The organism is Streptococcus cristatus (genome assembly GCF_001578775.1).
In the GTDB taxonomy this organism is placed as follows: domain Bacteria; phylum Bacillota; class Bacilli; order Lactobacillales; family Streptococcaceae; genus Streptococcus; species Streptococcus cristatus_A.
Genome location: NZ_KQ969062.1, coordinates 898,001 through 914,011 on the forward strand (window position 1 = coordinate 898,001; position 16,011 = coordinate 914,011).

Consider the following 16,011-nt stretch of genomic DNA (forward strand, 5'->3'; position numbering starts at 1 on the left):
ACCGCTAAGGAACTTGTAGCCAGTAGTAGTGTCCATAAATACAACTTGACGGTATTCTGGGTGAATGTCTTTTCTCATTTAAAAAAATCCTTTCTGCCATGGACTCTTTGCGAGCCATAGATTAGTTACTTTGATAGTTTATCAAATTCTAAATGATTTGACAAGTCTTTTGGATGATTTTCTTACTTTTTTGCTCTTTCTTTTAATTTTTGATAAATTAAGTCCACTTCATCTTTGGAATAAGCATTGGCACCGCTGGCAAGTGGGTGGCCACCTCCATCATGTTGCTTAGCAATTTCATTGATTGGAGTAAATTTACTGCGCATCCGCACACGATAATGGCCGTCAGGCTGTTCGACAAAGATGGCCCACATCTGGACATCTTCGATCCGTCCGGGTGCAGCTACAATGGCTGAAGTATCAGCATCTGTCAGCTGATTTTCTTTCAATAATTGCTGAGATAGGATAACGCGTGCAGCACCATTCTCATCAATTTCTAAATTATCGTAGACGTAACCTTGCAGTTTGGCAATTTGATGCGTGATGGAGTCCATTTTTCGAGAAAGCTCTGAAAAATTAAAAGCGTATTGGCGAAGTTTTCCAGCTACCTCAAATGTGCGCGCAGTAGTCGCCGGATAGAGGAAGCGCCCTGTATCTCCAACAATGCCAGCATAGAGAAGTTTAGCGATATAGTCATTTACTTCTAAGTGATTTTCGAAGGCAAAAAGAGCGATAATTTCGCTCGTGCTACTAGCATCTGTATCAACCAGCAGCAAATCTCCGTAGGCATCATCGTTGGGATGATGGTCGATTTTAATCAAAAAGTCGCCCATGCTGTAGCGCTGATCATCAATGCGGGGAGTATTGGCTGTATCGCATACGATTACTAAGGCCTCCTGATAGTCCGCATCTGTCACCTCATCCATCTTTGCTAGCCAAGTAAGACTAGGCTCGTTGTAACCTGTTACTTTGATGGATTTTTCAGGAAAGTTGAGCTGGAGAAGTTTTTGTAAGCCGACTTGACTGCCAATTGCATCTGGGTCAGGGCGCATGTGGCGGTGGATGATAATTTTATCGTATTCCTTCATTTTTTTCAGAATTTTACTATAGATACTCATTGTAAACCTCTTAAACTTTCTCTAGTTATTGTAGCACAAGAATTTTTATTTTTAAAATAAAAAAGATGTGTTATAATGAATGAAGATTATAATTTGGAGGGAACTATGACCTTAGCGAAAATTGTATTTGCCAGTATGACTGGAAACACCGAGGAAATTGCCGATATTGTGGCGGATAAGCTAAGAGAACTAGATGTAGAAGTTGAAGTGGACGAGTGTACCACTGTCGATGCAGAAGATTTCTTGGAAGCGGATATTACGATTGTAGCGACCTATACCTATGGGGATGGTGAGCTGCCGGATGAAATGATGGACTTCTACGAAGACTTGTCTGGACTGGATTTGTCTGGCAAGGTCTATGGAGTGGTCGGTTCAGGCGATACTTTTTATGATGAATTCTGCAAGGCTGTTGATGATTTTGATGCTGTTTTTGCGGCTACAGGGGCAGTGAAAGGTTCAGAATGTGTCAAAGTAGATCTTTCTGCAGAAGAAGATGATATTGAGCGCTTGGAAGCATTTGCGGAAGAGTTGGTAAGTAAAGTTTAAAATGACAATATGGGAAGCGGCTGTGGCCGTTTTTCTTTTGTTAAAGTGTTATTTTCTGACAATTCTCATGATTAGGAGTATAATATAGGTAAGCGTTATCCCTTAGATAAAGGAGGAGTCCCTATGAAAGAACGCGACTATGCCTTTGGCTTCCATGATGATGTCAAACCACTCTTTTCAACTGGTAAGGGCCTGACAGAAGAAGTTGTTCGAGAAATCTCAGAAATCAAGAATGAGCCCCAGTGGATGTTGGATTATCGCCTCCGCTCTTTGGAACTCTTTCATAAGTTACCTATGCCCGACTTTGGACCAGATTTATCAGGTATTCGCTTTGATGATATTATCTACTACCAGAAACTAAGCGGAGATCGGGCTCGCAGTTGGGATGAAGTCCCAGAGGAGATTAAGAAAACCTTTGACCGCTTGGGAATTCCGGAAGCTGAGAAGCAGTTTCTGTCTGGAGCTGTGGCACAGTACGAATCGGAAGTGGTTTATCACAATATGAAGGAAGAGTTTGCCAAGTTGGGGATTATCTTCACTGATACGGATACGGCTGTCCAGGAATATCCGGACTTGGTCAAGCAGTATTTTGGTACTGTGATTTCAAATGCTGAGCATAAATTTTCTGCGCTTAATAGTGCAGTTTGGTCCGGCGGAACCTTTATCTATGTGCCCAAGAATGTCCAGTGCCAAGTTCCTGTTCAGACCTATTTTCGAATCAATGGTGAAAATGCGGGCCAGTTTGAGCGTTCCTTGATGATTATCGAGGAGGGTGGTTCTATCCAGTACATCGAGGGCTGTACAGCACCAACTTATACGACTAATAGCCTTCATGCGGCAAATGTCGAAATCATTGTCAAAAAGGATGCCTTTTTCCGCTATACAACCATTCAAAACTGGTCGGACAATGTCTATAACCTCGTAACGGAGCGGGGGATTGTTGAGGAAGGAGGCACCTTAGAGTGGATTGATGGGAACTTAGGCAGCAAGGTCAATATGAAATACCCCTGCAGCATTCTTAATGGCCAAAATGCCAGAACCTCTGTCCTCTCTATGTCCTTTGCCAACTATGGACAGCACTTAGATGCTGGCTGCAAGGTTTTTCATAATGCGCCCAAGACTTCCAGTACCTTAATTTCTAAATCAGTGGCTAAGGATGGCGGCAAGACAGACTATCGTGGTCAGGTTCGCTTTGGGAAGAATAGCGCTGGCTCCAAATCTCATATCGAGTGTGATACCATTCTGATGGATGGCGAGTCCAGTTCCGACACCATACCTTTTAACGAAATCCACAATTCCAATGTCGCGCTAGAGCATGAAGCCAAGGTTTCCAAAGTGTCTGAGGACCAGCTCTACTATCTGATGAGTCGAGGAATCAGCGAAGAAGAAGCCACAGCGATGATTATCAACGGATTTATGGAACCCATTACCAAAGAACTACCAATGGAATACGCCGTTGAACTCAACCAACTCATCAACATGAGTATGGAAGGGTCCGTTGGTTAAAAAGGTCCAGTGGACCTTTTTAATCTGCGGATAAAAAACTCGCTTTTGCGAGTTCTCCTTAATCCAAGGTCCAGGGGACTGTTTTAGGTTGCAGATAAAAACTCGCTTTTGCGAGTTCTCCTTAATCTAAGGTCCAGGGGACTGTTTTAGGTTGCAGATAAAAACTCGCCCTTGCGAGTTATCTTTAATCTAAGGTCCAGGGGACTGTTTTAGGTTGCAGATAAAAACTCGCTTTTGCGAGTTCTCCTTAATCTAAGGTCCAGAGGACTGTTTTAGCTTGCAGATAAAAACTCGCTTAAGCGAGTTTTCTGTTAATTTAAGGTCCTTAGGACCTTTTTTATTTAGGATAAAACTAGAAGATTTTACTATTTTTTGATATGATAGATAGAATATGAGGAGGAATGAGATGACGTTAGAAGAAATCAGACAGGAAATTGACCAAATAGATGAAGCACTCGTTGTCTTACTAGAGCAGCGTATGAATCTGGTCAGCCAAGTTGTGGCTTTTAAAAAATCGAATGGGAAGGCCGTCGCAGATCCTAAGCGAGAAGAAAGGATCTTTGCTAGAGTTGCGAGCAAGATTGAAAATAAGGACTATCAAGAAACGATTCTAGCGACCTTTGCGGATATCCTAAAGCATTCACGCGCTTTTCAGGAGAAGCAAATAAGATGAGTGAAGTAAAAAATTCTTTGGCAATCTTCCTAGCAGCGATGCTAGGCTGTTTACTTCGTTATCAATGCTCATCCTTTTTCACATTTACGGGATATTTTCCGCTAGCGACACTTTTGGTTAACTATTTGGGAACTTTCTTCTTAGTCTATTTGGTTAAAGGCTATCTCAGTCGTAAGCAAGTTTCCAAGCGTTTTCTACTGGCTTTATCTACAGGTTTTTGTGGCGGATTGACGACTTTTTCTGGAGTTCTATTAGATTCGCTCAAATTGCTGGATTTGGGTCGTTATCCAGAATTGCTCCTATATCTTGCCTTGAGTATCGGCGGCAGCCTTTGTATTGCTTTATGGGCTGGAAGGAAGGTGACCGCATGATTTGGTTTTTGCTCATTACTTGCGGCCTGGGAGCTCTTGTTCGTTACTTTTTTCCAAGGTTAATAGCAGAGCTGCTCTGCCAGTAGGCACCTTGATGGTTAATACATTAGGAGCCTTTTTGATTGGATATTTTTATAATCATATCCAAGATAAGCAGCTGTATAGCATTTTGGCAACAGGTTTTTGTGGCGGTTTAACGACTCTTTCCACTTTTAATGCGGAACTAGTAGAGCTATTCTCAGATAAGAAGAAGTTTAGCCTCTATCTGATGCTGACCTATTTTTTAGGATTTTTAGCCATTCTTTTAGGAATTTTTATCTAAAAATCTTTACTTTTACTAGAATTTTGATATAATATACTTTGTGCATAAATGGATGCACTAAAAAAACGGCTAATCCGCTGTCGTCTAGAACTACAAGATTAGCAAGATAGGAGAAAAAATGAATCCATTAATCCAAAGCTTGACTGAAGGTCAACTTCGCTCAGATATTCCTGCATTCCGTCCTGGTGACACTGTCCGCGTTCACGCGAAAGTTGTCGAAGGAACTCGCGAACGTATCCAGATCTTTGAAGGTGTCGTTATCGCTCGTAAAGGTGCTGGAATCTCAGAAAACTACACAGTTCGTAAAATCTCTAACGGTGTAGGTGTTGAACGTACTTTCCCAATCCACACTCCACGTGTTGATAAGATTGAAGTCGTTCGTTACGGTAAAGTTCGTCGTGCTAAATTGTACTACCTTCGTGCATTGCAAGGTAAGGCAGCGCGTATCAAAGAAATCCGTCGTTAATATCAGAAATGACTCTGTCACTTGGCAGAGTTTTTCTCTAGTCCCCTTAGTTCAATGGATATAACAACTCCCTCCTAAGGAGTAGTTGCTGGTTCGATTCCGGCAGGGGACATATATTATATTAGAACAACCCTTGAAAATCCAGTGTTTTCAAGGGTTTTAGTGTGTCTATCTTTTGGCCAAGGGGCACAAAAGGGGCAAATTAAATCGAAATCAATTCTGTTTGTTTATCGATATAATCCTGCATATTGATAGTAGTGTGCGAATAGATTTTGAGTGTGGTGTCTGGATCAGTGTGTCCGACCCTTTCCATGATAGCTTTTAGTGGAACTCCTTTTTCAGCTAAAAATGAAATGTGAGAGTGTCTAAAAATGTGAGTGGTTAGTTTTTTATCTGGCATATATCTCTTTAATACTTTGTTAATGTATGAGTTCATGAGTGGAGTGCCAGAATTTGTAGTAAAGATAAACTCTGTTTCTATACCTAACTCCTTGTGCCTAGATTTTTGTTTGTTGATGATTTCTATGATGTTATCTGAAATAGATATTGTCCGGTTTGATCCAGTTGTCTTTACGGTGGTTAATTTCTTAGTATTAAAATCATATGTAGCATTAACAAGAATAGTGTTATTACTGAAATCTACTTTTTCAAACTCTAGTGCGGCAGCCTCGCCATAACGGACACCAGTAAGAAACATAAAAAGAATGACATCCCGAACTAATTCATCTCCTTTTTCCTGCATATCATTTGCTAATGCGACTATTTCCTCTTGGGCTAAAAAAGAAACTTTTTCTTTTTCGTAAGTCTCGACTGGCTTTGGGACTAGGACATTATCAGATTTGTTTGACTGCAGATAGTCCATCTCTACCGCATAATTCAAAATGGCGTGTAATCTTTTGCGACATTTATGGACGATAGAGTAATTATTCTTTTTAGATAGTTTCGTGATAATATCTCGTACAGTTTTCTTTGTGATGTTTTTTATGTAAACATCATCAGATAATACACCTTGCAAATGCCTATCATAATTCAGATTGTTTCTAATCGTGCTATCCTTTACTGTAGGCAACCACTGATCCAGGTATTCTTTTTTTAATTGGCCGTAAGTAATGTTTTTTTCAACTTTGCTGGATAATTTCTTGTCTATCTTTTCTTGTAAATATGCCTGAGCCTTTTTCTCGGCCTGTCTGCTGCATTTTTCAAGAGTGATTGATACTTTCTTCCACTTTTCAGTAAGAGGGTCTTTATAGCGCTCAAAATACTTAAATTTCCCGTTCGGTAATTCTTCTACCCACATTGCTTTTCTGCCTCATTTCTGTTAAAATGAGTACAAGAAAACTGGCTTTTTAATGCCTAGTTTCTTATACTATTGTCTTGCCTCACGCTCAGAGTCGCCAAACTTTTGAGAGCGTGGGGCTTTTTTGTTTTAGTTTAGATTAGCAACTGCGTTATCTGCTTCTTCTTGTGTGAATTTTTCAATATCTACCAATTGAGTGCGGATAGCTTCTGGAGACATAGCGACAGTTTCTTGATATTGCTTCGCTTTTTCTATAGCTTGTTTGCTATAGTCAATATCAGCGTTATCAACAGCATAGTCAGCTGCCTCTTGAGAAAATTTTTCGATGTCTACCAATTGGGTACGCAGACCTTCTTTAGACATGTGTACTGTGCTAGCATACTGCTTTGCTTTTTTGACTGCAGTCTTGTACTCTGTAGGAATGTTGGATTCACTTGATTGCTCTGTTTTAGCTTCTGATTTTGTCGTAGTATCAGATGAATTGCTAGAGCTTTGGGAGCATGCGGCAAGAGAGAAGATAGATAGACTAAGCAAGCCTAAGCTAAGTAATTTTTTCATAAGATTTATCCTCCCAGCTTTTAGTGTGGTTCAGTTATTGCACATAATTTGTTTTTTAGATTTCTAGTGGCATGAAATTGCCAACTACTTTTCCAATGATGCGGGGTTCCTCGCTAAATGGAGCAAATTTATCTGCGTATTTATTATTCAAAGAGACGAGCCGTAAGCCGTCTTTTTCTTTGTAAACTTTTTTGATATAACTTTGACCGTCCCAGTCCACAGCATAGATAGCGCCGTCGTAATCCCAGCCTGTATCTTTGATAAGGGCTACGGATCCACTTAGATAGTCTGGTTCCATAGAGTCTCCATATACCCAGCTAGCGAAGTCGTGGGCGATCTCTTTATCAAAAAAGACGGTATCATAATTGCGATCTTCGTAGTAAGTTTCACCGGTTCCAGCAGAGAGTTTTTCAAAAACTTGATATTCAAATAGTTCTTCATTGACTTCAAGTTGTTGCCCCTCTAGAAGCTCCTCAGATGTCCGTAGCACAATTTTTTTATTGTGGGTGGTTAATTGTACCACTTTATCCGTTATCTGCTGTGTGAGCGAATCTGGAGCTTCTGTGAGGGAGCGGGTAGATTCTAGCACGTTTTTGGGGATAACAGGAAAGAAATCATCGATAGAAACATCAAATATATCACATAATTTGAAAAGCATATCTTGATTTGCTTTTCTCTCTCCTTTTTCGTATCTACTGATTGTTTGTTTAGTAGTATTCAATCTTTTTGCAAGTTCATCTTGAGTAAAACCGGCTGATTTTCGAAATATCCTAATTTGATTTCCAATGTATTCTTTCAAATCCATGTTTTGTACCTCAATTTCAGTGATTCTATAAGTAGATTATATAAAAAAGTCACCAGAAACGCAACATTTTTTATTTTTTAATCAAAATAATGTTGACTAGTCACCGAAATGGTGATATAATTAAATCAAGCTTAGAGATAAGCAAATAAAACGAAAGGAAAAGGAGAGGAAATATGTCAAAGCATTCATTGGTTTTAGATCAAACTTCCGAGTTTGTAACTGCTGTTTTGGATGAAGCAGATAAAAAAGACCCTGCAACGATTATGGCTGTTGCAGAGTTATTGAAGTCATATAAATTACTGAAGTCTATGGATTAGCTTCTGTGGTTTATATAACAAACTTGGTCGATGTTGACTAACACGACATATTGCTCATCTGATAGTTTCAATTCAATTAAATTGGGACTATCAGGAATTTCGTCAACAACAGCACAAAAAGTATGACTCTTTCCGTTGATGAAAGCGATTGAAAGAGTAGACGACTTATTAGCAAGATGTTCAATAATATATTTTTTCATTATTTTATCCTCCTTTCTAGCTTTATTATAGCAGAATTGCGAGAGAAGAATAAAAAATAAAAGGAGGTGAGAACGTGCAAATTTATCTTTACCAACTACGAAAGGAAAAAGGGATTACACAAAAAGAACTAGCCCAAAAATTGGGTATATCCGAAACTGCATATCGTCAAAAAGAAAAAGGGCAACGTGCTTTTACTCAGGATGAAATGTTTTTCTTGCGTAGCTTTTTTGATAAACCTTTGCAAGATATTTTTTTACCACGAAAGTCACCAAAACGGTAACAAAATTATTGTTTTGGGAAAGGAGGACGAAAAATGAGACCAACTAAATATCCATACAGTCGTGAGTTACGGCTTACAGGCGTTAAAATTGCTAAACTGAGGCTGTTTATAGAAGACAGCACCCAGACAGGCAAGGCTATATTGGAGGAAGGACTAGACGGAGGATATGATCACAGAATCTACCAAGGTTTATCGTCAACTGAGATTGAAGCAATCTACGGTAAAAAAACGGCCTTGAAAGTAGACAAAAAACGCCGCGAAGACCTTAGAAATGGCCTCTACGGCGTAATTGGAATACGCTAAGGTATTGTAATCAGGGAGATAATTTCTGCGATGGCTTGTTTAAGTTCAATAGTTGGAAGAACTTCCTGCCATGCTTTCAAAAATTTCAGGAAATCTTTTTTATCCTGAAAATGTTTAACAACAGGGATGTATTCTATCAACTTTGGATATTTTCTAAAAATTGGAAGAAACTGGCTTGCTATGTATGTATTCATAGGTCTATCATCAGGTATCTTATGCAGATACTGCATTAGATTGGTATCTGGAGCAGATAGTTCTGTCAAATCAAAAGGAGAGTTATCATCTAGCATGGCTTTACTGTAATCTTGCAGAGAGCTAGGCATTAGCTGCTGTATTGGTTGGGACGATCCACTCCATAAGCGAGCGTACTCCTCTAAAAAGAGATGCGAGGCTATCTCGCACAAGACCTCTTCAAACCAAAACATAGGCTGATTTATAGTTGGGTTCTTGATATAGATATGACAAAGTTCATGTCCTAATTGATAAATATTTTTAGGGATAGAGATTAAGTTATTTGGTGAAAGGAATATCAGATTATCTTCTGGAAAACAGACTGGTACTTGTAAAAACGGGGCATGGATGATGGATAGTTTTTCTTTGGTCAATCCAGGGAAAATACGTTCTGAAACTAAGCCAATGGACTCAAAGTCTAGCCTAAATACAAATTTAGAATCTGCTTCTTGTGGATCATGAAAAAGTGACCAGTTTGTTTGAGGGATGGCGTATTTGAGCATGTGATTTCTCCAATCGTTTTTTATTACATTATAGCAAAAAAGCACCTCTAGACTGCAATCTATTGAGGCGCTTCGCAAAAAAATACTAATTAAATTATATCACAAAATGGAAGAATTAAACAGCGTACAACAATTATTAGTCAATAATTGGCAGCGTAAATACTACCAACTAAGTGATGTATTGATTACCAGCTTAGTAGGTTTAACGCTTGCTGATACACTCACGATTTTAGCAACAGCTAGAAAGGGGCGTTTATGGAGTTGCAAATAAAATCAAACACACTAGATATCGAGAAAATCTTAGAAAAATCTTTATCAGATGTCTTAGGTGATGATATTGATAACATTTTGATGCGAAAAGTTGAGAAAGTGATCTCAACTGTTGTAAATGAAAAAATTGATAATCTGGCCATTGGTGAAAAATGGCTGAATGACCAAAAGTTAGCTGAGCATTTTGGCAAAGAAAAAAGGCAAATCCAATATTTGTTGAGAAAAATGGAGCTTGATCCAGTAGCTCGAAAGTACATCAGCAAAGAGGGTGGTCGTAGCACTAAGGTCAAAGTCTTCGAGGCTTGGGAAAGTTGGTATGAAGATCAGAAATATAAATCAAAATCAGAGCCTTTTGCTTGGGTTGCTTAGAAAGAGAGGTAGTAGCTAATGGATATGCAATATATCTTTCCATAAAAACGGCGATAAAAATTATACAGTAATCAATAACGATCTAATCAATGATCCTGAAATGGACACAACGGCTCTAGGGATTATGCTTATTATACTGAGCAACAAGTCGACCTGGAAAATCTATCCTAATGAGATTGCCAAACGAACAGGTCTATCCAGAACAACGATTGACAAGTATTTCAGGAGATTTGAAAAAATTGGTTATATGAGAACTGTAAAAATGAGCAAAGGTTATAAAAAGGGTGTTGAGACCTATAGATTTGCTGCAGATTTCAAATTGGTAGATTGGTATTTTAAAGATTATATTTTACCGCAATTGGATAAATTTATATCTGACTGACCTGTGGATAACTCACTAGAGAAATTCATTTGTAAAGTTCTTCATAAATGAAAAATTCAATTGTTGAAAAAATCATTTGTTGAAAAATTCAACAAATGAAAAAATCAACTGTTGAAAAACTATCCACTAATAAATACTAACTCTATAACAAATACTAATTTAATAATAATTACTAACTTAGTAATAAATACTAACTTTACAACAATCTAATCATAATTAGAAATAATAAAGGATTTGCAGAGTTTTTAAAGGAGGAGGAAAATGGCAAGCTTAACTTTCCCAGAGCTGCAACAAAGAATGCAACTAGAAAAAAGAAATCAAAAGATGTGAAGTACGCATTTAGAAATGCCGAGGACATCTATACAACATTTAAAGAGCTAAAGAGCAATTGGTCTGTAATTGTGACGGATGAGCTTATTGAGTTAGCAGGAAAAATATTTGTCAAAGCAACAGCGGTAGCTCTCAACAATGAAAAAGAAGAGAAATACCAATCAACGGCATATTCTGAATTAAGTCCAGTACCAGTGCTTAATACACAAAAAGGCCAGATCAAGCAAATGCAAGATCCACAGTGGACAGGTGCGGTTAGTTCATACGCTCGAAAATATGCCTTACAAGGTCTATTCGCTATCGGCGAAAAAGATATTGATGAATATCCAGCTGAAGAAAATCAGCAACAGGATGCACAATCAAATCACCAACGCTCACAAGATAGCAATGCTAATCAAGCAGATTTAATCAATACTGATCAATACAAATCGGTTTGCGGAAAAATCCGAACGTGGGCACAACTTAAAAATGCTAGTTTTGATCAGGTTGCTAACCATGTGCTGCAGTATTTCAAAATTCGTGACTTTCACGACATCCCAGAATTACATTTTGAGACAGTTATGAGCTATCTCAATGGTCAGATAGCTAAAGCTCAAGGACAAGATTTTAATAATTTGTAAAAAAGAAAGAGGAAACAACATGAAACAAACTAAAAAATTTATCGCTTTTCAAGACAAAGAAAATGGGCATTTTGTATCAGAGTATGAGCACCACAAAAAACGCTTGGCTTATAAAGTCGGTTTATGTAGTAGCATGCAAGATGCTTTAATTTTGGATTATGATGATTACGAAAGACAGAAAGAGCAGATAGACACATTAGCAGAGGAATTTGACTGTCATATCGTTGTTGTCGAAGCAACACATGAAATCAAAATGCTAGATGGATCAGATGCACCAGAACCAAAAGAGCGTAGTAGCAAAATTGATATTTTAGACTTTTTGGAGGCATTGAGCAAATGAAAGATGTAACGAATAATACTTTACAAACTATGATGCCGGTTCTAACACCAGCAAAGATTGAATTTGATTTTGATGCTTTTGATAAAGAAATAGAAAAAGCGTTATCTACCTTTTCAGAATTTGAATTGAGTTCGGAAAATTATAAAACCATCAAGGAAAACATCACGACTTACAAAGGTTTATATGATAATCTTGACACGCGGCGTAAAGAGATTTCAAATAATTTTAAAAAGCCGTTAGATGATTTTAAAGAGCGTTTTGACAAATCTTTAAAACCGCTAGAAGAACTGATTGATAAGTTACGTGAGGGGCGAGATGCCATCGATGAACATGAGCGGTTGTTGCGCGTGGATATTGTACGAGCAACTTTTGAAGATAAGTGTATGGTTGCAGGTCTTGAAAAATCCACGTTTGAAGATCGATACGATGAATACAGTCTCAAGAAATATTTCAAGACGGGTAAATTTGAGCTTAAAAATTCAACGATTGATGAAATGGATGCTCTGGTATTAGCAGAGTTCGACAAGTTGGAACAACACAAAGCAAATATTCAAGCTGTTAAAGAACAGGCTCAAGAGTATGAGCTATTAGCAGATAGTTATGTCAGAGACCTTGAGAATGATAAATCATTAGTTGATGTTTTAAAAACAATGAAGTCTGATCGTGATGCTGTTGTCTTACAGAAAGAACAGCAAGAGGCGCAAGCCAAAGCAGAGGCAGAACGTAAGGCAGAAATCGAACGTCTAGCACAAGAACAAGCTAACGCTAATATCAAGGCTATAGACGCTGAAACAGGCGAGATTTTGGAAGATGAACCAATTATGCCAGAATCAGAAGAAACAATGCCAGAACTGCCAAAATTTGAGCCTAGCGAGCCAGTAAGCTATGACTTGCGACTGACATTTCCTGGCGGCAATCCACAGGCCAAACTTTTCAAAGAGTGGCTGTTAGCTAATCAAGTGGCTTTCGAAATGTTATATCAAGGTAAAACACAAGAAGAACTAACAGGAGGTATTTCAAATGTCTTTGACTAATTTAATCGAGAATGTTCAAGGGTGGTCTGCTGCTAAAGGTCTGGATAAGGCCGAACCGATCAAACAAATGCAAAAACTCAACGAAGAATGGGGAGAGCTGAATGCGGGTAAAGCGAAATCAGACAAAGAAAAACTTGTGGATAGCATTGGTGATGTGATGGTCGTTTTGATCATCTTATCCCAACAAATGAAATTTGAAAAAATTGAGCGGCTGGTTGATCCAACACAACATAGTAAAACACTGTACAAGGCTAATGATGTAGAAACGGATTATCTGCTGCTGTACGGCGGAAAAGAAATCGGCTTGATTGCTCATCGGATGATTGATTTAATTTTCAACGCTGGCATCATCAACACACGGACACAAATTCGGTTCCACATCCGGAATTTAACAGGCATTCTTGCTAAGATTGCCATCAACGAGGGTACGGATCTTGAAACGTGCTTACAAGTGGCTTGGGATGAAATCAAAGACCGTACAGGTAAGATGGTTGATGGGGTGTTTGTTAAGGAGTCCGATCTATGAGATGTTTTTATGTCAGTGGTAAAATTGCAGATCTTGATTTGGGATCGGAAATCAATGCAGAAAATTCATTTATGGCAGCTATTGAGTTTGTGAAACGATACGCCGACTTATTAAAGTTTGGTTCAAATAAAATCAAGGTATCAGAAGTAGAAGAGGTGCAAAGTGATAAATAATGTTGTTTTAGTAGGTCGACTTACAAAAGATGCTGAACTGAGATACACGCAAAGCAATATCGCAGTTGCAACCTTTACTCTGGCTGTCAATCGTAATTTTAAAAATGAGGCCGGAGAGCGTGAAGCTGATTTTATCCAGTGCGTTATCTGGCGACAGTCAGCCGAAAACCTGGCCAACTGGGCTAAAAAAGGTTCATTGATTGGGATTTCTGGGTCTATCCAGACCCGTAATTATGAAAATCAGCAAGGGCAGCTCGTGTATGTGACAGAGGTTATCGCTAATAATTTCTATTTGTTAGAAAGTAGAAATTCACAGAATAACCAAAATCAACAGCAAGGAAATTACCAACAAAATCAGGGCGGCTATCAGCAGCAACAGCCAAATTATAATAATCAACACAACAATTACCAAAACGAAAATAGTTACGGACAACAAGGTAGCTTTTTCGAGGGTGATACAACAAATCCAGTGCCTGATTTTACCAGTGATAACAATCCATTTGGTAGGTCCTCAAATCCATTGGATATCAGTGATGATGATCTACCTTTCTAGGAGGCGCTGATGTCAGATATAAAAATACTTGATGCTTGTTGTGGAAGTCGAATGTTTTGGTTTGATAAAAATGAGAGTCATACAACTTTTATGGACATCGGACAAGAAAAATTTGAGATACACGGGAAAAAGGTCAACGTAGAGCCTGATATTATCGGTGATTTTCGTGATATGCCATTTGAAAACAACACTTTTAACTTGGTTGTTTTTGATCCCCCTCATTTAAAATGGGCGGGCAAAAATTCTATCATGAAAGCTCAGTATGGACAGTTGGATAAAGTTACCTGGTCAGAGGATTTGGCCAAAGGCTTTGAAGAATGTATGAGAGTTCTGAAAGTGGGGGGGACGCTAGTTTTCAAGTGGTCTGATTGCCAAATAAATGTAAAAAAATTACTAGAGGTGATACCATTTAAGCCTTTATTTGGACAACAAAGAGGCACTACGCACTGGCTAACGTTTGTAAAATTTGAGGAGGAATATAATTAACATGACATTTTATGTTTATAGACAAAACAATTCCGGAGGCTATTTTGTTAAAGATGAGAATGTAAACATCCATGTTATCGTAGAAGCAGATACGGAAGAACAAGCAAATGAGAAATTTGATGAAATTCTTGATGGTGATTCCAAATACACAACATACTGCACATGTTGCGGAGAACGTTGGTATGGCGTTGATGAAATTTATGAAACAGTAGAGATTTCAGATTCTTTGGTTGAAGAGTTAAAACAGCATCGATACTATTCTGAAGCTATTTTGTATGCAGCGGACGGAACCAAGAAAAAGATACTTTGGCTTGTTTATGGTATGTATGAATACTTACAATAATTTTTTAATGGGAGAAACAATATGACAAAATTTGAACTTATTTTAATTTTAACTGCTATTTTGACGACAACGTGGTCAGGAATTGTCACCACTTTTGCGAAAAAGGCTGTTTGTAAATACAAACGACAGGTTGCCTATTATCAAAAACCTGACACTCAAATTAAGATTGCGCAGCATGTTATCAAACACAAATTTTATGAAACAGGCCAGGAGGCTTTCAAATGAAAGTATTTGATGGCGCTAAATTAAGAGCTATCCGTAAAGAGGCAGGTCTTACACAGTATGACCTCGCCCCTATGTTAGATATTTCTCAAAATAGAGTTAGTGACATTGAGAGAAATGTTACTGATCCAACAACCATTGAGATTGATGCTTTTGCAGAAATTCTAAAATGCCAAGTATCAGCATTTTTGAGCGATGAAGCGGATATCGTTGTAATTACTAATACTTTCACTAAAAAGAAAAAAGGGATTGATTCTGATACGGAAAAAGATACATCAGAGCAATTGGAGTTGCTGCCAGATGATGATGTGATTACTGGCCGTGATTTAACTGGTTACATTCTAATTAAGCAAGAGGCGTACCAGTCCTTGCTTGAAGATCAATCAAAATTGAAACAGCTGCAAAGTTTATTGAAATAGGAGGAGAAAATGACTAAAAAACTAATAGGCTTAGACCTATCACACATTGCAGAGGGTGGGTTACAGGAAAAATTGGATCATGAACTTGAGAAAGTTTTTGATAATATCCTAGACCTAAATACAGATGCGAAAGCAAAACGGACTATCACAATTACGCTGAAAATGTCATCTAATGATGAGCGTACAGTAGTTGATACCATCATGGATGTAAAAGCTAAGCTAGCACCTCAGAATGCGGTAGCTACAACTATTCTTGTTGGTCGTGACTATGATACAGGTATGGTACATGCAAACGAACTTAGAAGTAGCGTGCCAGGCCAGATGTATTTTGATGATGACGCTCAATTACGAACCGATATTGGACAGCCAGTAGAGGAAGTAGAACAACAGCAAGCAGAAACAAAACCAGATATTATTGATTTTAACAAGAAGAAAGCAGGTAACTAA

Annotated in this window: 28 protein-coding genes, 1 tRNA gene and 2 pseudogenes; 24 read left to right on the plus strand and 7 right to left on the minus strand. The window is 38.3% G+C overall.

The window, feature by feature from the left end:
• Together SCRDD08_RS11865 and SCRDD08_RS04410 are read right to left on the minus strand one after the other, a co-directional pair.
• A partial coding sequence (locus tag SCRDD08_RS11865; protein WP_231089365.1) for a 50S ribosomal protein L31 occupies positions 1-78 on the minus strand: 78 nt, incomplete at its 3' end.
• A gap of 104 nt (positions 79-182) precedes the next feature.
• Positions 183-1,118, minus strand: a complete 936-nt coding sequence (locus SCRDD08_RS04410; RefSeq protein WP_061422599.1) for a DHH family phosphoesterase — start codon at positions 1,116-1,118, stop codon at positions 183-185.
• A gap of 105 nt (positions 1,119-1,223) precedes the next feature.
• Between SCRDD08_RS04410 and SCRDD08_RS04415 the strand changes: the two genes are divergently transcribed.
• The 7 genes and pseudogenes from SCRDD08_RS04415 to SCRDD08_RS04445 all read left to right on the plus strand — a co-directional run bounded on the left by SCRDD08_RS04415 (position 1,224) and on the right by SCRDD08_RS04445 (position 5,114).
• The gene (locus tag SCRDD08_RS04415) at positions 1,224-1,664 is read left to right on the plus strand and encodes a flavodoxin (protein ID WP_037586414.1); all 441 of its coding nucleotides are present in this window, start codon (positions 1,224-1,226) and stop codon (positions 1,662-1,664) included.
• A 123-nt stretch (positions 1,665-1,787) separates the two neighbouring features.
• The gene (gene sufB, locus SCRDD08_RS04420) at positions 1,788-3,170 is read left to right on the plus strand and encodes a Fe-S cluster assembly protein SufB (protein ID WP_061422600.1); all 1,383 of its coding nucleotides are present in this window, start codon (positions 1,788-1,790) and stop codon (positions 3,168-3,170) included.
• Between the two features lie 406 nt (positions 3,171-3,576).
• Entirely contained in the window at positions 3,577-3,843 is a 267-nt protein-coding gene (locus tag SCRDD08_RS04425; protein WP_061422601.1) for a chorismate mutase, read from the plus strand.
• The gene (crcB, locus tag SCRDD08_RS04430) at positions 3,840-4,214 is read left to right on the plus strand and encodes a fluoride efflux transporter CrcB (RefSeq protein WP_061422602.1); all 375 of its coding nucleotides are present in this window, start codon (positions 3,840-3,842) and stop codon (positions 4,212-4,214) included. The genes SCRDD08_RS04425 and crcB (SCRDD08_RS04430) overlap by 4 nt, the downstream gene beginning before the upstream one ends.
• Positions 4,211-4,536, plus strand: a pseudogene (crcB, locus tag SCRDD08_RS04435) (fluoride efflux transporter CrcB). Before crcB (SCRDD08_RS04430) ends, crcB (SCRDD08_RS04435) begins: the two are co-directional and overlap by 4 nt.
• A gap of 118 nt (positions 4,537-4,654) precedes the next feature.
• Positions 4,655-5,002, plus strand: a complete 348-nt coding sequence (gene rplS, locus SCRDD08_RS04440) for a 50S ribosomal protein L19 (RefSeq protein ID WP_005590628.1) — start codon at positions 4,655-4,657, stop codon at positions 5,000-5,002.
• Between the two features lie 40 nt (positions 5,003-5,042).
• Positions 5,043-5,114, plus strand: a tRNA-Arg gene (locus SCRDD08_RS04445).
• A 90-nt stretch (positions 5,115-5,204) separates the two neighbouring features.
• On the opposite strand, the gene SCRDD08_RS04450 is transcribed toward SCRDD08_RS04445, so the two are convergent.
• The 3 genes from SCRDD08_RS04450 to SCRDD08_RS04460 all read right to left on the minus strand — a co-directional run bounded on the left by SCRDD08_RS04450 (position 5,205) and on the right by SCRDD08_RS04460 (position 7,662).
• Complete coding sequence (locus SCRDD08_RS04450) at positions 5,205-6,299, minus strand: tyrosine-type recombinase/integrase (protein WP_061422603.1); 1,095 nt, start codon at positions 6,297-6,299, stop codon at positions 5,205-5,207.
• Positions 6,300-6,428: 129 nt separating this feature from the next.
• On the minus strand, positions 6,429-6,857 hold the full coding sequence (locus tag SCRDD08_RS04455; RefSeq protein ID WP_061422604.1) for an Ltp family lipoprotein: 429 nt from the start codon (positions 6,855-6,857) through the stop codon (positions 6,429-6,431).
• Between the two features lie 55 nt (positions 6,858-6,912).
• Positions 6,913-7,662, minus strand: a complete 750-nt coding sequence (locus tag SCRDD08_RS04460) for an XRE family transcriptional regulator (protein WP_061422605.1) — start codon at positions 7,660-7,662, stop codon at positions 6,913-6,915.
• 173 nt (positions 7,663-7,835) lie between these two features.
• Here SCRDD08_RS04460 and SCRDD08_RS11370 point away from each other — a divergent pair, with 173 nt between their 5' ends.
• Positions 7,836-7,979, plus strand: coding sequence for a hypothetical protein (locus SCRDD08_RS11370; protein ID WP_153298754.1), 144 nt, complete (start codon positions 7,836-7,838; stop codon positions 7,977-7,979).
• Here the strand turns inward: SCRDD08_RS11370 and SCRDD08_RS04465 are convergent.
• Positions 7,976-8,179: a hypothetical protein gene (locus SCRDD08_RS04465; protein WP_061422606.1), complete on the minus strand. Its 204-nt coding sequence runs from the start codon at positions 8,177-8,179 to the stop codon at positions 7,976-7,978. The two genes, SCRDD08_RS11370 and SCRDD08_RS04465, sit on opposite strands and share 4 nt — an antisense overlap.
• Positions 8,180-8,253: 74 nt before the next feature.
• Between SCRDD08_RS04465 and SCRDD08_RS04470 the strand changes: the two genes are divergently transcribed.
• On the plus strand, positions 8,254-8,460 hold the full coding sequence (locus SCRDD08_RS04470; RefSeq protein ID WP_061422607.1) for a helix-turn-helix transcriptional regulator: 207 nt from the start codon (positions 8,254-8,256) through the stop codon (positions 8,458-8,460).
• A gap of 33 nt (positions 8,461-8,493) precedes the next feature.
• Positions 8,494-8,763, plus strand: a complete 270-nt coding sequence (locus SCRDD08_RS04475; RefSeq protein WP_061422608.1) for a hypothetical protein — start codon at positions 8,494-8,496, stop codon at positions 8,761-8,763.
• Here SCRDD08_RS04475 and SCRDD08_RS04480 read toward each other — a convergent pair.
• Complete coding sequence (locus SCRDD08_RS04480) at positions 8,760-9,497, minus strand: hypothetical protein (RefSeq protein WP_061422609.1); 738 nt, start codon at positions 9,495-9,497, stop codon at positions 8,760-8,762. The two genes, SCRDD08_RS04475 and SCRDD08_RS04480, sit on opposite strands and share 4 nt — an antisense overlap.
• A gap of 106 nt (positions 9,498-9,603) precedes the next feature.
• Between SCRDD08_RS04480 and SCRDD08_RS11870 the strand changes: the two genes are divergently transcribed.
• The 14 genes and pseudogenes from SCRDD08_RS11870 to SCRDD08_RS04540 all read left to right on the plus strand — a co-directional run bounded on the left by SCRDD08_RS11870 (position 9,604) and on the right by SCRDD08_RS04540 (position 16,011).
• The gene (locus SCRDD08_RS11870; protein WP_231089325.1) at positions 9,604-9,768 is read left to right on the plus strand and encodes a hypothetical protein; all 165 of its coding nucleotides are present in this window, start codon (positions 9,604-9,606) and stop codon (positions 9,766-9,768) included.
• Positions 9,753-10,136, plus strand: a complete 384-nt coding sequence (locus SCRDD08_RS12195) for a hypothetical protein (RefSeq protein ID WP_231089326.1) — start codon at positions 9,753-9,755, stop codon at positions 10,134-10,136. Before SCRDD08_RS11870 ends, SCRDD08_RS12195 begins: the two co-directional genes overlap by 16 nt.
• Positions 10,137-10,236: 100 nt before the next feature.
• Positions 10,237-10,518: a helix-turn-helix domain-containing protein gene (locus tag SCRDD08_RS04490; protein WP_081104255.1), complete on the plus strand. Its 282-nt coding sequence runs from the start codon at positions 10,237-10,239 to the stop codon at positions 10,516-10,518.
• A gap of 261 nt (positions 10,519-10,779) precedes the next feature.
• Positions 10,780-11,468, plus strand: a pseudogene (locus SCRDD08_RS04495) (ERF family protein).
• A gap of 19 nt (positions 11,469-11,487) precedes the next feature.
• Positions 11,488-11,808 carry a hypothetical protein gene (locus SCRDD08_RS04500; protein WP_061422611.1) on the plus strand — a complete coding sequence of 107 codons (321 nt, stop codon included), beginning with the start codon at positions 11,488-11,490 and terminating at the stop codon, positions 11,806-11,808.
• A complete protein-coding gene (locus SCRDD08_RS04505) occupies positions 11,805-12,842 on the plus strand; it encodes a DUF1351 domain-containing protein (RefSeq protein WP_061422612.1) in 1,038 nt (345 codons plus the stop codon). The genes SCRDD08_RS04500 and SCRDD08_RS04505 overlap by 4 nt, the downstream gene beginning before the upstream one ends.
• Positions 12,829-13,368: a MazG-like family protein gene (locus SCRDD08_RS04510; RefSeq protein ID WP_061422613.1), complete on the plus strand. Its 540-nt coding sequence runs from the start codon at positions 12,829-12,831 to the stop codon at positions 13,366-13,368. Before SCRDD08_RS04505 ends, SCRDD08_RS04510 begins: the two co-directional genes overlap by 14 nt.
• Complete coding sequence (locus tag SCRDD08_RS11645) at positions 13,365-13,541, plus strand: hypothetical protein (protein ID WP_196756169.1); 177 nt, start codon at positions 13,365-13,367, stop codon at positions 13,539-13,541. The genes SCRDD08_RS04510 and SCRDD08_RS11645 overlap by 4 nt, the downstream gene beginning before the upstream one ends.
• Positions 13,531-14,094: a single-stranded DNA-binding protein gene (gene ssb, locus SCRDD08_RS04515; RefSeq protein WP_061422614.1), complete on the plus strand. Its 564-nt coding sequence runs from the start codon at positions 13,531-13,533 to the stop codon at positions 14,092-14,094. Before SCRDD08_RS11645 ends, ssb begins: the two co-directional genes overlap by 11 nt.
• 9 nt (positions 14,095-14,103) lie before the next feature.
• Positions 14,104-14,580, plus strand: a complete 477-nt coding sequence (locus tag SCRDD08_RS04520) for a class I SAM-dependent methyltransferase (RefSeq protein ID WP_061422615.1) — start codon at positions 14,104-14,106, stop codon at positions 14,578-14,580.
• 1 nt (position 14,581) lies between these two features.
• A complete protein-coding gene (locus tag SCRDD08_RS04525; protein ID WP_061422616.1) occupies positions 14,582-14,923 on the plus strand; it encodes a DUF7296 family protein in 342 nt (113 codons plus the stop codon).
• Between the two features lie 21 nt (positions 14,924-14,944).
• Positions 14,945-15,148, plus strand: a complete 204-nt coding sequence (locus SCRDD08_RS04530; RefSeq protein WP_061422617.1) for a hypothetical protein — start codon at positions 14,945-14,947, stop codon at positions 15,146-15,148.
• The gene (locus SCRDD08_RS04535; RefSeq protein WP_061422618.1) at positions 15,145-15,564 is read left to right on the plus strand and encodes a helix-turn-helix domain-containing protein; all 420 of its coding nucleotides are present in this window, start codon (positions 15,145-15,147) and stop codon (positions 15,562-15,564) included. The genes SCRDD08_RS04530 and SCRDD08_RS04535 overlap by 4 nt, the downstream gene beginning before the upstream one ends.
• A 9-nt stretch (positions 15,565-15,573) precedes the next feature.
• Entirely contained in the window at positions 15,574-16,011 is a 438-nt protein-coding gene (locus SCRDD08_RS04540; protein WP_061422619.1) for a hypothetical protein, read from the plus strand.

Bases quoted from the DNA above. Each gene is read 5' to 3' on its own strand.
- SCRDD08_RS12195 (WP_231089326.1), top strand. From the start codon at position 9,753: ATGGAGTTGCAAATAAAATCAAACACACTAGATATCGAGAAAATCTTA.
- SCRDD08_RS04480 (WP_061422609.1), bottom strand. From the start codon at position 9,497: ATGCTCAAATACGCCATCCCTCAAACAAACTGGTCACTTTTTCATGAT.
- SCRDD08_RS04450 (WP_061422603.1), bottom strand. From the start codon at position 6,299: ATGTGGGTAGAAGAATTACCGAACGGGAAATTTAAGTATTTTGAGCGC.
- rplS (WP_005590628.1), top strand. From the start codon at position 4,655: ATGAATCCATTAATCCAAAGCTTGACTGAAGGTCAACTTCGCTCAGAT.
- SCRDD08_RS04500 (WP_061422611.1), top strand. From the start codon at position 11,488: ATGAAACAAACTAAAAAATTTATCGCTTTTCAAGACAAAGAAAATGGG.
- sufB (WP_061422600.1), top strand. From the start codon at position 1,788: ATGAAAGAACGCGACTATGCCTTTGGCTTCCATGATGATGTCAAACCA.
- SCRDD08_RS04490 (WP_081104255.1), top strand. From the start codon at position 10,237: ATGGACACAACGGCTCTAGGGATTATGCTTATTATACTGAGCAACAAG.
- SCRDD08_RS04530 (WP_061422617.1), top strand. From the start codon at position 14,945: ATGACAAAATTTGAACTTATTTTAATTTTAACTGCTATTTTGACGACA.
- SCRDD08_RS11370 (WP_153298754.1), top strand. From the start codon at position 7,836: ATGTCAAAGCATTCATTGGTTTTAGATCAAACTTCCGAGTTTGTAACT.
- SCRDD08_RS04425 (WP_061422601.1), top strand. From the start codon at position 3,577: ATGACGTTAGAAGAAATCAGACAGGAAATTGACCAAATAGATGAAGCA.
- SCRDD08_RS04535 (WP_061422618.1), top strand. From the start codon at position 15,145: ATGAAAGTATTTGATGGCGCTAAATTAAGAGCTATCCGTAAAGAGGCA.
- SCRDD08_RS04410 (WP_061422599.1), bottom strand. From the start codon at position 1,118: ATGAGTATCTATAGTAAAATTCTGAAAAAAATGAAGGAATACGATAAA.
- SCRDD08_RS04505 (WP_061422612.1), top strand. From the start codon at position 11,805: ATGAAAGATGTAACGAATAATACTTTACAAACTATGATGCCGGTTCTA.
- SCRDD08_RS04525 (WP_061422616.1), top strand. From the start codon at position 14,582: ATGACATTTTATGTTTATAGACAAAACAATTCCGGAGGCTATTTTGTT.
- SCRDD08_RS04510 (WP_061422613.1), top strand. From the start codon at position 12,829: ATGTCTTTGACTAATTTAATCGAGAATGTTCAAGGGTGGTCTGCTGCT.
- SCRDD08_RS04475 (WP_061422608.1), top strand. From the start codon at position 8,494: ATGAGACCAACTAAATATCCATACAGTCGTGAGTTACGGCTTACAGGC.
- SCRDD08_RS04455 (WP_061422604.1), bottom strand. From the start codon at position 6,857: ATGAAAAAATTACTTAGCTTAGGCTTGCTTAGTCTATCTATCTTCTCT.
- SCRDD08_RS04465 (WP_061422606.1), bottom strand. From the start codon at position 8,179: ATGAAAAAATATATTATTGAACATCTTGCTAATAAGTCGTCTACTCTT.
- crcB (WP_061422602.1), top strand. From the start codon at position 3,840: ATGAGTGAAGTAAAAAATTCTTTGGCAATCTTCCTAGCAGCGATGCTA.
- SCRDD08_RS11870 (WP_231089325.1), top strand. From the start codon at position 9,604: ATGGAAGAATTAAACAGCGTACAACAATTATTAGTCAATAATTGGCAG.
- SCRDD08_RS04415 (WP_037586414.1), top strand. From the start codon at position 1,224: ATGACCTTAGCGAAAATTGTATTTGCCAGTATGACTGGAAACACCGAG.
- SCRDD08_RS04520 (WP_061422615.1), top strand. From the start codon at position 14,104: ATGTCAGATATAAAAATACTTGATGCTTGTTGTGGAAGTCGAATGTTT.
- SCRDD08_RS04460 (WP_061422605.1), bottom strand. From the start codon at position 7,662: ATGGATTTGAAAGAATACATTGGAAATCAAATTAGGATATTTCGAAAA.
- SCRDD08_RS04540 (WP_061422619.1), top strand. From the start codon at position 15,574: ATGACTAAAAAACTAATAGGCTTAGACCTATCACACATTGCAGAGGGT.
- SCRDD08_RS11645 (WP_196756169.1), top strand. From the start codon at position 13,365: ATGAGATGTTTTTATGTCAGTGGTAAAATTGCAGATCTTGATTTGGGA.